The following is a 14,372-nucleotide window of genomic DNA, read 5'->3' on the forward strand; positions in this document are numbered from 1 at the left end:
ATCTCTTTCGACGGCGTTTCGGCACTGATGCGGTGTTCGGCATTGCTCCACGGAACATGGCCGAGCAGCCACGGGCCGGGCGCGACGCCGCCGAAATCGGCTTCTGCAGCCTCCGGCACCGTTACGAGGTTGACAAGGCGCTGCTCGATACAGAATTCCCGCTCGCCCGCGAAGTGAAGACAGACAATATCCAGCAGCGGCGCGCCAGCTGCCATGTCAAGCCGTGTACGGTCGTCTTTCGTTGCCGTACGCTGCGTGCACTTCAGAACCTTGAAACCGTAATCAAGACCGAGGGATTCAACCTCGGCCCTGATGTCGTGAATTTCGAGAACTGCCGACTGGATCTGCGGTTGACGAACGAAACTGCCGGATTTCTTGCGTCGCTCGATCAAACCCGCCTTGGCGAGCTGACTCATGACCTTGTTCACTGTCATGCGCGAGCAGTCATAATGGGTGGCAAGATCGACCTCGAACGGCAGCCTGTAACCGGGCGGCCATTCCCCCGAGACGATCCGCCCCTCTATATCGCTGAGGATCGTCTGATGCAGGGTCTGTCCGGCCGATGCCTTTGTCACGTCCGTGATACCTTTCCGCACGGGCTCTTTCTCGTTCTCGCCGAGCCCATATCAGCTATTAAGAAGTTCGGCCATGACCTGGTTGAAACGATCCGATATTTCCCGGCGCCGGATATGCTGACCCGCCTGCACCTGTTTTTCGCCACGGACCCAAACGGTATCGACACGGACATTGCCTGCAAATAACCATTGGTCGAGGATCTTTGACGCGGGAAGATAGGGCACGGCCGAAATATCGAGCGCGACAAGATCGGCGCTTTTTCCCTTTTCGATTCTACTTTCTGACATGAGTGCCCCGCCACCGCCTTCCAGCGCCGCCTGGAAAAGTTTTTCCCCGGTGGAACTGCCCGCATCGGCAATGACATTACGCGCGCGCCGAGACAGACGTTGGGAATATTCCAGCGTGCGCAGCTCTTCAGAAACCGAGATGAGAATATTGGAGTCGGATCCGACACCGAAATGTCCGTCTTCCGCGAGAAAATCCGGAGCGGAAAAGACACCGTCGCCGAGATTGGCCTCCGTGACAGGGCAGAGGCCCGCAACCGCGCCGCTCCGTGCCATACGGCGTATCTCCGCTTGCGTCATATGCGTGGCGTGTATGAGGCACCAGCGCTTATCGACCGGCGCGTTCCCGAGAAGCCATTCCACTGGCCGCGCACCGGAAAAAGCGAGGGAGTCCTCGACCTCTTTGATCTGTTCCGCCACGTGAATATGGATCGGCCCGTCTTTTGCGAGCGGCACGATGGCCGCAAGCTCATCACCGGTCACAGCGCGCAGGCTGTGCGGCGCGATGCCAAGCGCCGCACCCGGAAGGGATTTGACGACAGCCTGTGCGCCCTGCATCAGCTTTTCGTAACTGTCAATCGAATGGATGAAACGTTTCTGCCCGTCGATTGGCGGCTGACCGCCGAAACCGGAATGCGCGTAAAAGACCGGCAGCAATGTCAGGCCTATGCCCGTTTGGGCGGCGGCAGCGCCGATACGCTCCGCCATTTCGGCGATATTTCCGTAATGTGAACCGTCCCTGTCATTGTGCAGGTAATGGAATTCTCCGACCCTGCCGAAACCGGCCTCCAGCATTTCCATATAAAGCTGTGCAGCAACGGCCTCGACATGGTCAGGCGTCATGGAGAGGGCGAATTTATACATGACCGTGCGCCAGCTCCAGAAACTGTCGTCGGCAGGCCCGCGGATTTCGGCAAGTCCAGCCATGGCCCTCTGGAAGGCGTGGCTGTGAAGATTGGGCATGGCCGAAACGATGACGGCATGGCGTTCATCCTGCCGCTCGGGAGAAACACCGCTTTCGACCGATGAAACAACCCCGCCATTACAGACGATACGGACATCCTGCGCCCACCCGCCGCTGAGAAGTGCCGCACCTGCGTGAATTGCCGTCATACCACCCTCTCCTCTTGTTACGACATCGGGCAAGGCCATTTCGGACAGAAAATGCGGCTTGCCAAGCCGATTATTATGTATATACATTTACGCCATAAAGGAAAGGCGAAAAGCAATGCCCGGGAACAAATCTGCAAAGGGAGCGGCGATGGGAAACGCAACGGCCTTGTGGCGTAATGCCCGGCTGGCCACCTTCGATCCATTGAGGGAAGGCATCGGCGCAGTCGAAAAAGGCGTGATCGCCGTCAGCAGCGGTCGCATCGCATTTGCTGGCCCGGAGAGCGATCTGCCCGCTTATCTCGCCGCCGCGGAGGAAATCACCGATTGCGACGGGCGCTGGATCACTCCCGCTCTGATAGATTGCCACACCCATCTGGTCTTTGGCGGCAACCGCGCCATGGAATTCGAAATGCGGCTGAATGGCGCGACTTATGAAGAGATCGCCAAGGCGGGTGGCGGCATCGTGTCCTCCGTGCGCAGCACGCGCGCGGTTTCAGAGGATGTCTTGATGGCGCAAGCGCTGCCCCGTCTCGATACGCTTCTTTCCGAGGGCGTCTCGACGATCGAAATCAAATCCGGTTACGGCCTCGATATAGATACCGAACTGAAAATGCTGCGTGTTGCCCGCAGGCTGGAGACGCTGCGGCCGGTGCGGATCGTCACCAGCTATCTGGCCGCCCATGCAACACCCGCTGAATATAAGGGTAGGAATGGTGACTATATCACCGATGTCGTTTTGCCCGGGCTGGAAAAGGCACAGGCCGAAGGGCTGGTCGATGCGGTGGACGGCTTCTGCGAAGGCATCGCATTCTCCGTCGAAGAAATCGCACGCGTTTTTGAAAAGGCGCGGCAGCTTGGTCTGCCAGTCAAGCTGCATGCCGAGCAGCTTTCCAACCTGGGTGGCGCAGCGCTTGCCGCCTCCTGCGGCGGGCTTTCCGCCGATCATCTGGAATATCTGGATGAATCAGGCGCCAGGGCACTGGCCAAGGCGGGAACCGTGGCCGTACTCTTGCCTGGCGCCTTTTATGCGCTTCGTGAAAAACAGGCTCCGCCGATGCAGGCATTGCGCGATGCAGGCGCGACAATCGCCCTCGCCACCGACTGCAATCCAGGCACCTCACCGCTCACTTCCCTGCTTTTGACCATGAACATGGGTGCAACGCTTTTCCGCATGACCGTGGAGGAATGCCTGGCAGCGACAACGCGCAATGCCGCCAAGGCGCTTGGCCTGCTTGCGGAAACCGGCACGCTGGAGGCCGGGAAATCCGCTGATCTTGCAATCTGGGATATCGAACGCCCGGCCGAGCTTGTCTATCGCATCGGTTTCAATCCGCTCCATGCCCGCATATTCAAGGGACAGAAGGTTTCTCCATGACCATGACGATCATTACGCTTCACCCCGGCAACGTGGCCCTGGCCGATCTGGCCGGCATCTACTGGAACAACGGCTCCGCGAAGCTGGACCGCTCGTTCGACGCCGGCATTGAAAAGGCGGCTGCCCGCATTGCCGAGATTGCCGCGGGTAATGCCCCCGTCTATGGCATCAATACCGGTTTCGGAAAACTTGCCTCCATCAAGATCGATGCAGCCGACGTGGCAACGCTGCAGCGCAATCTCATCCTTTCGCATTGCTGCGGTGTAGGCGCGCCCCTTCCTGAAAATGTGGTTCGGCTGATCATGGCGCTGAAGCTGATTTCGCTTGGCCGCGGCGCTTCCGGCGTGCGGCTGGAACTGGTGCGGCTGATCGAGGCCATGCTGGAACAGGGCGTTATTCCCGTCATTCCCGAAAAGGGTTCCGTGGGCGCTTCCGGCGATCTCGCGCCGCTTGCCCATATGGCGGCGGTGATGATGGGCGAGGGCGAGGCTTTTTATCAGGGCGCTCTGCTGCCCGCCGGCCAGGCGCTGACGAAAGCCGGGCTGACGCCGGTGGTTCTCGCCGCCAAGGAAGGGCTTGCCCTGATCAATGGCACGCAAACCTCCACCGCACTGGCGCTTGCCGGGCTTTTTCGCGCCCATCGCGCCGCGCAGGCTGCGCTGATTACCGGCGCACTTTCCACGGACGCCGCCATGGGGTCTTCCGCTCCATTTCACCCGGATATTCACAGCCTGCGGGGCCACAAGGGGCAGATCGACGCGGGATCTGCGCTTCGCAGGCTGCTCGACGGCTCCGAAATCCGCATCAGCCACATCGAAGGCGATGAGCGGGTGCAGGATCCCTATTGCATCCGCTGCCAGCCGCAGGTGGATGGCGCCTGCCTTGACCTCCTGCGGCAGGTGGCCCGCACACTGGAAATCGAAGCCAATGCGGTGACCGACAATCCTCTGGTGCTTTCTGACAATTCCGTCGTGTCCGGCGGCAATTTCCATGCCGAACCGGTGGCCTTCGCCGCCGACCAGACGGCGCTCGCGATTTGCGAGATCGGGGCCATCGCCCAACGCCGTGTCGCGCTACTGGTCGATCCGGCGCTTTCTTATGGCCTGCCCGCTTTCCTTTCCAAGAAGCCGGGGCTGAATTCCGGGCTCATGATCGCCGAAGTCACTTCCGCAGCGCTGATGAGCGAGAACAAGCAGATGGCACATCCGGCCTCGGTGGATTCGACGCCAACCTCGGCCAACCAGGAAGACCATGTCTCCATGGCCTGCCACGGAGCGCGGCGACTTTTGCCGATGACCGACAATCTATTCGCCATCCTCGGGATCGAGGCGCTTTCAGCCGTTCAGGGCGTGGAACTGCGCGGGCCGCTGAAAACCAGCCCGGAACTGCAAAAGGCCATTTTTGTGCTACGGGCCGCAATCCCTTCGCTGGAGGAAGACCGTTATATGGCGCCGGATCTCAAGGCGGCGGCGGAGTTGATCGCCTCCGGTGCGTTGGTCGCCACGATTTCGGACGGCATCCTGCCGAAGCTGGAGGCTTGAGATGAGGCACGTTTTAACCTTCGCCAACTCTGTTCTTGCAGGGGCTAAACCCACGGAAAAGAGAGGCAATCGATGAAGACTCCCTTTGCCCTTCACCAAGGCACTTCGCCGATCATCCTCGGTCTGCCTCACACCGGCACGGATGTTCCGGCGGAGATTTGGAGCCGCCTCAACGACAACGGCAAAATTCTGGCCGATACGGACTGGTACATCCATGAGCTTTATGCCGGGCTTCTGGAAAACGCGACAACCGTGAGGGCGACGTTCCATCGTTATGTCATCGACGCCAACCGCGACCCGGCCGGGGTGAGCCTTTATCCGGGCCAGAACACGACCGGGCTGGTTCCGGACACCGATTTCGACGGCAAGCCTATCTGGAATGAAGGGCAGGAACCCACGCCGGATGACATTGCGGACCGTCTGGAAACCTTCCACGCGCCCTATCATGCAGCTCTTGCGGCCGAGATCGAGCGGATCAAGGGCATCCATGGGATCGCCATTCTCTATGATTGCCATTCGATCCGTTCGCACATCCCCTTCCTCTTTGAAGGCAAGCTGCCGGATTTCAACATCGGCACGGATATGGGCAGAACCTGTGATCCCGCCATCGAGCACATCGCCGTTGAGGCCACCGCCGCCGCGCAAGGTTACGACAGCGTTCTGAACGGCCGCTTCAAGGGTGGCTGGACGACGCGCCATTATGGCAAGCCGCAGAAAGGTGTGCACGCAATCCAGATGGAGCTGGCACAATCCACGCATCTGCAAAGCGAGGTGCCGCCTTTTGCTTATGACGCGGGCAAAGCCGAACGCCTTCGCCAGCATCTCAAGACGATTCTCACGCGCATGGAAGAATTTGCGCTCGACACGAAACGATAAGGGGAAATCTTATGAACAATCCGCGCCATAATATTCGCGAGGTTCGCGCACCGCAGGGCACCGAGCTCAATGCCAAAAGCTGGATGACGGAAGCGCCGCTGCGCATGCTGATGAACAATCTCGACCCTGATGTGGCCGAGCGACCGCATGAGCTGGTGGTTTATGGCGGCATCGGCCGCGCCGCCCGCACATGGGACGATTTCGACCGCATCGTCGCGACGCTGAAGGATTTGAACGAGGACGAGACCCTGATCGTGCAGTCCGGCAAGCCGGTCGGCGTCTTCCGCACCCACAAGGATGCGCCGCGCGTGCTGATCGCCAATTCGAATCTGGTGCCGCATTGGGCCACCTGGGATCATTTCAACGAGCTGGATAAGAAGGGCCTAGCTATGTACGGCCAGATGACCGCTGGTTCGTGGATTTACATCGGCACCCAGGGCATCGTGCAGGGAACGTACGAAACCTTCGTGGAGGCTGGCCGCCAGCATTATGGCGGTAATCTCAGGGGCAAATGGATCCTGACCGGCGGTCTCGGTGGTATGGGCGGCGCGCAGCCGCTCGCCGCCGTCATGGCCGGCGCCTGCTGCCTTGCCGTCGAATGCGATGAAACCCGCGTCGATTTCCGTCTGCGCACCCGTTATGTTGATGCGAAGGCGCATACACTTGATGAGGCGCTGGCGCTGATCGATCAATGGACGAAGGCCGGCGAGGCCAAGTCCGTCGGCCTGATCGACAACGCAGCGGAGATATTCCCGGAACTTTTCCGTCGCGGCATCCGGCCCGATATCGTGACCGACCAGACCTCGGCGCACGATCCGATCCATGGTTATCTGCCTGCCGGCTGGAGCGTGGCCGAATGGCGCGCCAAACAGGAGAGTGATCCACAGGCGGTTGCCGCTGCCGCTCGCGCCTCCATGAAAGTTCACGTCCAGGCCATGGTCGATTTCTGGAACGCCGGCGTTCCGACGCTCGATTACGGCAATAATATCCGCCAGGTCGCAAAGGACGAAGGGCTGGAAAACGCCTTCGCTTTCCCCGGCTTCGTGCCGGCCTATATTCGCCCGCTGTTTTGCCGAGGCATCGGGCCGTTCCGCTGGGCGGCACTTTCCGGTGACCCGGAGGACATCTACAAGACCGACGCCAAGGTGAAGGAACTACTGCCCGACAACAAACACCTGCACAACTGGCTGGATATGGCGCGCGAACGCATCGCGTTTCAGGGCCTGCCTGCCCGCATTTGCTGGGTGGGGCTCGGCGACCGCCATCGTCTCGGGCTTGCCTTTAATGAAATGGTCAGGAACGGTGAACTGAAGGCGCCTATCGTGATCGGCCGCGACCATCTCGATTCTGGCTCCGTCGCCTCGCCCAACCGCGAGACCGAATCCATGAAGGACGGTTCCGATGCCGTATCGGACTGGCCGCTGCTTAACGCACTGCTTAACACTGCATCCGGTGCAACCTGGGTATCGCTGCATCACGGCGGCGGTGTTGGTATGGGCTTTTCCCAGCATTCCGGCATGGTCATCTGCTGCGATGGCACCGACGACGCCGCGCGTCGGATCGAGCGTGTTCTGTGGAATGACCCGGCAACCGGCGTCATGCGCCATGCCGATGCAGGTTACGAGATTGCCGTGGAATGCGCCAAGGAGCAGGGACTGCGTCTCCCCGGTATTCTCGGCAATTAATGAGCGTGCCGCGCGGTCCATCGCCGCGCGGCATTCCGACCTTGCGTCGGCAAAGCCTCAGGGCATTACCCAACGCTCCTTTGACTGAAACTTCCGGTTCGATTTTCTCGTTGTTAGCTGTTGGTCGGTCATAGCCGATCATTTTTAGCGTCTATAACGGCGCGGCAAGCTTTTAATGGAGTGCGAACGACAGCATGGCACCGCGGCGTACTTCACTTGCCTTCAGCTTTTTGGTTGGTGCAATTTTTCCGGCTTTTTCTTTGACCGTCCCTGCATCCTCCCAGGCCCAAGAGGCTGTGCCGGTAAGAATCGATGTTGGCGGATATAAGCTCAACAGCCTGTTGCTGGAGCCGCAAAAGCAGGCGGAGCTGCCACCGATCGTCTTCCTGCATGGCGCGAGCGCAAGTCTCTACGACCCGCTGTTGTCCTTTGCGGACAAATTCCGCGGCCGCGCAAAACTTCTGTTCGTCGACAGGCCGGGCCATGGCAGTTCCGACATCGGCGGCAAAGATAATATCCTGCCCGACGGACAGGCCGACGCCGTGGCTCAACTGATGAAAAAGCGCGGCATCCGCAAGGCCATCATCGTCGGCCACTCCTTTGGCGGAGCCATTACCGCGGCATTCGCGCTTCGCCACCCGGAAATGGTGTCGGGCCTGGTGTTTCTTTCTCCGGCGGTTTACCCCTGGCCTGGAGGCATCGCCTGGTATTACACGGCGGCAAGCGCCCGGGTGACAGGCCCGCTTTTTTCGATCTTCGTCGCACCGCCCGTGGGTTTCCTTGCGCTCGACCGGGCGACGCGCGGGGTTTTCGCCCCCAATCATCGTCCTCCCGGCTATGTGGAGGCAACGCGCGCACGGGGGGCGTTGAGACCGCAGGCTTTTCGCCATAACGCGCAGGAAGTCGCCGCGCTGAACACATGGGCGCGGAGCGCCTCACCGAACTACTCCAAAATCAAGGCGCCGACCGTCATTATAACCGGCGACACCGACAATGTTGTTTCACCGGAAATTCATTCCCGCCAGCTTGCACGCGCTATTGATGGGTCGAGCTTGATCATTGTGAGGAATCTCGGACACAAGTCGGACTACGTTGCGCGTGATCTTGTGGTCGCGGCAATCGAAAAACTCGCCGGAAAAAGTGTTGATCTACGCGCCGCGCAAAAAAAGCTTGAACAACGTATCGCTGGCGACCGCGATAAATAGTGCCATCGTCCAGACAAACGACCAGGGAATGCAGAAGATGAGACACCTAGAAAACACCGCCTATACATCAATGCCCTGGAAAAACGGCGGCGGTGTAACGACAGAGATCATCGTTCATCCCGCAAAAGCCCCGATGGCGGATTTCGACTGGCGCATCAGCATGGCGAACGTTGCGCAAGACGGGCCTTTTTCCATATTTCCCGGAGTTGATCGCACCCTTTGCATCCTCGAAGGGAAAGGCATGAGCCTCAGCATCGACGCACGCGAGCCGGTGGTGTTGACGATGGCAAGCGATCCCCTGCCCTTCGCCGCGGATGTTCCGGTGGACGCCGTTTTGGCAGACGGTCCCATCGTCGATCTCAATGTCATGTCCCGTCGCGAGCAATATTCGCATCGCGTCGAAAGACACCGCACCACACTCACTGTCCAGTCGACAGGCTCAACGGCGACAATAATTTTTGCCGTTGATCCCGTCAGCGTCTCATCGGCCGGCCAAACGGTGCATTTGCAGCGACGCGACAGCCTCTTGCTGGAGCGCGGCGCCGGATTTGCAGTGAAGGGCATGGAAGAGGATGGTCGTTTCTTCGTCGTGACGTTTGATCAGGTCTAAGCTGCTTCCCTCAATCGAGACCGAGCGGGTCGGAAACCCGTGGCCATAGGCCAAGGCTTGCCTTGCGGTAAGGTGTTTTTGCCGGGTCGGTGGGATAGGAGGTCGGGGCCGCGATATAGACGATCTCTGAAGCGATCGGCGCAAAACCCGCGTGAAAATGGTTGGTCGACTTGACGAGCAACAGGTCTTTTTTCGCGAAATCGATTCCGAGATTGGAAAAGATATCCGGCTCATAAGTTTGCGTTCGACTGGTGATGAGAATGATGTCGATTTCGGTGCCGAGCGGCCGGACAACGGCGGCGCGGCCGAGCGTAACGCGGCTATTACGGAAACTCTGCCAGCCCGTCTCGACGGTGCGCATAACCTTTACTCGGAAATCCAGCGGATCGCCGCCCTGCGGACTGGATTTTCCACCGATGCGAAGATCGAGCTCTGCGCCCTCCCCCGCTGCATGGCAAAAAGACACTGCGATGGGATCCCAGATCGTCGCGACGCCGATCCTGTCCATGCCGCGCTCTACCATGCGGCGCAGAATGTGGGTCGCGTCACCCGCGACACCGCCGCCGGGATTATCCCATATATCCGAGATCACCACCGGCCTTTGCGAATTTTCGCTGCGAATGGCAACGGCCTGGTCGAGACCGGCTTCCGTATCCAGCATCGGCATGGCGGTCAGCCTGCGCATGGCATAAAGTTCACGGCCCAGCTTTTCGGCCAGCGCGTCCCCTTTGGTCCTGTCGTCATCCGTAACAACGACGATGCGTGTGCCCATGTCCCGTACATCACCCGCCATGAATCCATGAATAACGGAGATGGAGAGAATACCGTCTTTGCCCTCCATCGCCTTCAGCCGGTCCACATAAGAACGCATCGGCTCACGGCTGGTCGGATAAATGGTGATCATCCGGCAATCGAAAGTCGAGATGACGGGCCTGATTTCGCCGCGCAGAGTACGCAACGCCATTTCGACGACATGTTCGCCGCGTTCCTCAAAATCGGTATGGGGAAATTCCAGGAACGTCGCCATGATATCCAGGCTTTCAACCCTTAATGCCGTGAGATGGCTATGGGGATCGAACTCCGCCGCAATTAAGACGTTCGGGCCCACCATTGCCCGGATCCGCGACAGGAAATCCCCTTCAGGATCGTCATAGCCCTGCGCCACCATGGCGCCATGCAGGCCAAGAACCACAGCATCGACCGGCAGGGCTGCCCGGAGCTCCGAAAGAATGGTGTCTCGCAGTGTTTCATACGTCTGGCGCTGGATGAGGCCGGCAGGCTCCGCCCAGCAGGACGTGCCCTCGATGACCGTGAACCCTTCCGCCTTGCCGCGGCGCCGCAGAATAGGGACCGGCGAGGAGCATAGCGTCGGCGTGTCCGGATGTTCACCCGGCCCGGCATAGAAAGCCGCACGAAAGGCATCCATATCCGTGGGAACAGGTGAAAACGTGTTGGTTTCGGTGGCGAGCGACGCCGTGAATATGCGCATTTATGGGGTCTCGTTGCCGGAGCTGCCTGCGGGCTGAGCTCGTTTCCTCAAGTTAATTAGCCGGGTAACATTACCAGACCGTACCGCGTGCAGCGACCTCTTCGACGCGGGTAACAACGCCGTTTCGATGGAACACCATCCTGTCGAAAAGGTTGCTGACGACGCATGTATGGTTCGGCACGACCCTGACGACATCGCCGATCCGGGGACCGCCGGACGCGCAGCCGGAAAGATCGACAACCGCGTGTTCTTCAGAGAGTGAGATGATTTTTGCGCCTTCATGGCCTTCGATCAGCCCATAATCGTTGAAGCCGAGGAGATCGGAGGTCAAAGCCTTGGAGCCGCAATCAAGCACGGCGCGGTCCGCTGCAGGCCGCGAGACAACGGTAGCGAGAACATGCATTGCCAGATCATCGGCCGTGCAATGGCCGGCACGCAACATCGCCCGGTCATTATAGACATAGGTGCCTGCCCGGTGTTCGGTTGCAGAGGGAACGAGATGCGCTGCATAGAAGTCCGGCGAGCCGCCGCTGGAACGAACCGGGCAGTCCACGCCTTTTGCCGCAAGCAGCACCATGGTGTCGCGCAGGAAGCTTTCCACCTTTTCAGCTCCGCCCGGTGCCGGATAGGTCAAGATACCCTTGAATATAAGTCCCGTCGCGGCGACGATTTTCTCAGCAAGTGCCGCTGCCGCCGCCGGTGTCTGCACACCGCAACGCTTTCCACCGGTATCACATTCAACGAGCACGCCGAGCGGCCGCCCCTCATCAAATGTGGCAGCGAGGCCGGCAACCGTCACGTCGCTATCTGCGACAACGCTCAGCTGAGCTATACGGGAATTCAGCGCTTTCAACCGCGACAGTTTCGCGGCACCAAGAATATTGTAGGTAATCAGGATATCGTCAAAACCGGCGTCTGCGAAAACCTCCGCTTCGCTAACTTTCTGGCAATTGATGCCTATGGCGCCGGCCTGAAGCTGCTGTCGGGCGATGGCCGGTATCTTGTGTGTCTTGATATGCGGCCGGAAGGCCTTGCCATGACTGTCGAGATAGGCCTGCGCCTTCTTTATATTTGCGGCAAGCCGGTCTTCGTCGATCACCGGCATTGGCGTCGAAATGGCATCAAGCTTTGCGCCCTCGTCAGGCCATGGATAGGTCATCATATCTCTCTAAGCGAAATAAATCAGATACTTAAGCCAAAGGCTTATAAGCGATAACGTCCATTTCCACCTTGGCGTCAACCATCAGCGGGGACTGTACGGTTGAGCGTGCAGGCGGATGATCGATGAAATGTTTCTGGAACACGGCGTTAAAACTGGAGAAATCCCTGGCGTCATCCAGCCAGACATTCACCTTCACCACATCGGCAAGCGTACAATCAGCCAGCGCCAGGACATCCTTGAGATTGGCCACCACCTGCTCGGTCTGGGCGACGATACCGCCAGTCACCACTTCGCCGTCAATGGTGGGCACCTGTCCGGACACATAGACGAAATCACCGGCCCGGACGGCCTTGGCGAAGGGTCGACGCTGCCCGCCGGCCTGGCTATCTGCGACCTCGAACCGCACCAACTTATTTTTCACCATTCAAGCCTCGCAAATTATTTTCATGATGTTCAATTTTTCTTGCATTTATAGCCGGTTTAACGACGATACTCCATAACCCATGTAAATTATTTAGCAAATGATGAGATTCATTCGCTTTTCGCGACATTTTTTGAATGTTGCGGATATTTACTTAACGGCCGGCGATTTTTCGCTACGCGTCGAATATGACCTATTGCATCCAGGCCAAAGAGCGTCATCCACGCGGTGACCGTGACTCAACCGACGAGTTTGCCGCGGCAAACTACGCATTATAAATGAGGAGGCCGGAGAGTCCGGCACCATTGTTGGGTCCGCAACAGGCATCAGCCTTGTGCGGATATGAGGCGCTTACCGATCACTCTGTCAGTGATGAAATGCGCTATATCACGAGCCTGGATCCGTATATCCGGAACGGCGGTAATTTCCCAGAACCGGCCTGCCGTCAGCGCGCCGACGGCGAAGAGACCTGGCCATGCCTGGCCATCCGTGCGCAGCAGCCGGGAATCGCCGTCGACCTCGACACCAAGGCCAAAGGAATCGAGCCGAAGCACCCCGTCAGATCGCATGCTTTCCAGAAGGCGAGAGTGGCCGATACCCGCGCGTTCCATGCCGGTGCAATTGATGACCCAATCGACCTGCAGTTCCTTAATCATCTGCGTATGCCGAACGCGATAACGAATGGAGATGCTCTCCTCCTGTTCATCGATCGCCTGGAGATAACCCGCGTGGATAGTGAGAACGCCGTCTGACAACAGCTTGTCAAAGGCGTCATGCACCTCAGGCGCGATGCGATGTCTATGGATATTCCACCAAGGCAGCGCATGCCGCAAAAACCTTGCGCGTTGCTGTGAGCTGAGGCTCTGCCATAGCGATTGTGTTTTTGGCCGCAAACCGTCCATAACCGAGCGCCATGGCGCCCCGTTGGTCACCTGTTGACGGAGAGATCGTAATAGCTCGCTTATCTCAGTGGAACCTTCAGGCAGACGCGGAGCGCTAGGCGGCACAGGCGGACTAACATGCGGATGCGGAATGAGCCCGCGGCGGGACAGGACATGGATCGGGCCCCGGTGACCTTTTCCGCGCAGCGTCAACACCTGATCGATCATCGTAAGGCCGGAACCAAGGATACAGATACGATCCCCGCTCTTCACCCGGGACAACCATCCCGGCTGCCAGCAATGGCTCACCACGCGCTGCACGCCCTCTTCACGTTTTGCGACAGTTTGCACCGGCAAACTTGCAGCACCAACGCCGAGACACAGAACGACATTGCGTGCCTGCAATGTCTCGCCATTTTCCAGGGTGAAGGTAAAGCCGCCTTGTGATTCGGGCCGGCAAGCGGATGCCTTCGCCCGAATAAAATCCACACGCGCCCGCTGTTCCCGGCTTCTGAGAAGACTGGCGAGCCGGTCCCGCAGATAGAGCCCATAATCGCCCCTCGACGCGAATAGAAGGGGATCGTTTCCCAGCCCGTTCTGCGCCAACCATTCGACAAAATCGTCCGGGCGGTCTGGAAAGACACTCATACGCCCCGCAGGCACATTCAGCCGATGATAGGGTAGTTCCGTGCGATAGGCGGTTCCGCGGCCAAAATCCGACTCGTCACCAACGATGGCAATCGACGCCTCCGCTGGCAGTGATAACAGGAGATGGGCTGCTGTACAAATGGCCGAGAAACCCGAACCGACTAGAGCGACGTCATAGGACATTCAATCCTCCAACCAACGACAATGGAATTGCCCGGCAACCAGCGCGAGGCCTCCCATACTCTAGTCATGCAGTAGAGATTAACCAGCTGCGAATGTCCACCCTTGAATTTCCCAACTGCCCCGCCCTAGCGAGATAGCGAAAGTTAGCCGCGGCAAACTTCCGGCCCACCTGCTGTCATAACTCAAGCCGAGGGAGCGAGGGAGCGAGGGAGCGAGGGGAAAAACGAGGCCAAGTTAGCCGCGGCAAACCAGAAAACGCCAAGAAGGGAAAAGTGATTCTTCCACAATGCTTTAGCGGCGTCTCTGTACATGAGAAAAAAGCC

General features: G+C 58.9%; 12 protein-coding genes (1 of these 12 running past the window's edge). 6 read left to right on the forward strand and 6 right to left on the reverse strand.

Going from position 1 to position 14,372, the window contains the following annotated elements; translation table 11 throughout:
• Together hutC and ACZ47E_RS23975 are read right to left on the reverse strand one after the other, a co-directional pair.
• Window positions 1-575, reverse strand: the 5' portion of a protein-coding gene (gene hutC / locus ACZ47E_RS23970) for a histidine utilization repressor (protein ID WP_034500326.1). Its footprint begins 151 nt before the window's first position; 575 of the gene's 726 nt are visible here — the first part of the coding sequence; it begins with the start codon at window positions 573-575; its stop codon lies off the left edge, out of view.
• Between the two features lie 51 nt (window positions 576-626).
• Window positions 627-1,973, reverse strand: coding sequence for a formimidoylglutamate deiminase (locus ACZ47E_RS23975; protein ID WP_022563262.1), 1,347 nt, complete (start codon window positions 1,971-1,973; stop codon window positions 627-629).
• A 115-nt stretch (window positions 1,974-2,088) separates the two neighbouring features.
• Between ACZ47E_RS23975 and hutI the strand changes: the two genes are divergently transcribed.
• From hutI to ACZ47E_RS24005, 6 genes are all read left to right on the forward strand, one after another.
• Window positions 2,089-3,348: an imidazolonepropionase gene (hutI, locus tag ACZ47E_RS23980; RefSeq protein ID WP_034500285.1), complete on the forward strand. Its 1,260-nt coding sequence runs from the start codon at window positions 2,089-2,091 to the stop codon at window positions 3,346-3,348.
• Window positions 3,345-4,889, forward strand: a complete 1,545-nt coding sequence (gene hutH, locus ACZ47E_RS23985; protein ID WP_022563264.1) for a histidine ammonia-lyase — start codon at window positions 3,345-3,347, stop codon at window positions 4,887-4,889. The genes hutI and hutH overlap by 4 nt, the downstream gene beginning before the upstream one ends.
• 72 nt (window positions 4,890-4,961) lie before the next feature.
• A complete protein-coding gene (hutG, locus tag ACZ47E_RS23990; RefSeq protein ID WP_022563265.1) occupies window positions 4,962-5,765 on the forward strand; it encodes an N-formylglutamate deformylase in 804 nt (267 codons plus the stop codon).
• An 11-nt stretch (window positions 5,766-5,776) separates the two neighbouring features.
• Entirely contained in the window at window positions 5,777-7,450 is a 1,674-nt protein-coding gene (gene hutU, locus ACZ47E_RS23995; RefSeq protein ID WP_464017182.1) for a urocanate hydratase, read from the forward strand.
• A 194-nt stretch (window positions 7,451-7,644) separates the two neighbouring features.
• The gene (locus ACZ47E_RS24000) at window positions 7,645-8,655 is read left to right on the forward strand and encodes an alpha/beta fold hydrolase (RefSeq protein WP_022563267.1); all 1,011 of its coding nucleotides are present in this window, start codon (window positions 7,645-7,647) and stop codon (window positions 8,653-8,655) included.
• A gap of 37 nt (window positions 8,656-8,692) precedes the next feature.
• Window positions 8,693-9,265 (forward strand): HutD/Ves family protein, encoded by a 573-nt coding sequence (locus ACZ47E_RS24005; RefSeq protein ID WP_034500330.1) that lies wholly within the window; start codon window positions 8,693-8,695, stop codon window positions 9,263-9,265.
• 10 nt (window positions 9,266-9,275) lie between these two features.
• Here ACZ47E_RS24005 and ACZ47E_RS24010 read toward each other — a convergent pair whose 3' ends face one another.
• The 4 genes from ACZ47E_RS24010 to ACZ47E_RS24025 all read right to left on the reverse strand — a co-directional run bounded on the left by ACZ47E_RS24010 (window position 9,276) and on the right by ACZ47E_RS24025 (window position 14,049).
• Window positions 9,276-10,754: a M81 family metallopeptidase gene (locus ACZ47E_RS24010; RefSeq protein ID WP_022563269.1), complete on the reverse strand. Its 1,479-nt coding sequence runs from the start codon at window positions 10,752-10,754 to the stop codon at window positions 9,276-9,278.
• 70 nt (window positions 10,755-10,824) lie between these two features.
• Window positions 10,825-11,913, reverse strand: coding sequence for a D-TA family PLP-dependent enzyme (locus ACZ47E_RS24015; RefSeq protein WP_022563270.1), 1,089 nt, complete (start codon window positions 11,911-11,913; stop codon window positions 10,825-10,827).
• Between the two features lie 31 nt (window positions 11,914-11,944).
• Window positions 11,945-12,340, reverse strand: coding sequence for a RidA family protein (locus tag ACZ47E_RS24020; RefSeq protein WP_022563271.1), 396 nt, complete (start codon window positions 12,338-12,340; stop codon window positions 11,945-11,947).
• 323 nt (window positions 12,341-12,663) lie between these two features.
• Complete coding sequence (locus tag ACZ47E_RS24025; protein ID WP_034500290.1) at window positions 12,664-14,049, reverse strand: FAD/NAD(P)-binding protein; 1,386 nt, start codon at window positions 14,047-14,049, stop codon at window positions 12,664-12,666.
• Window positions 14,050-14,372: the final 323 nt, after the last annotated feature.

It is taken from the genome of Agrobacterium sp. 5Ca39 (assembly GCF_055382365.1).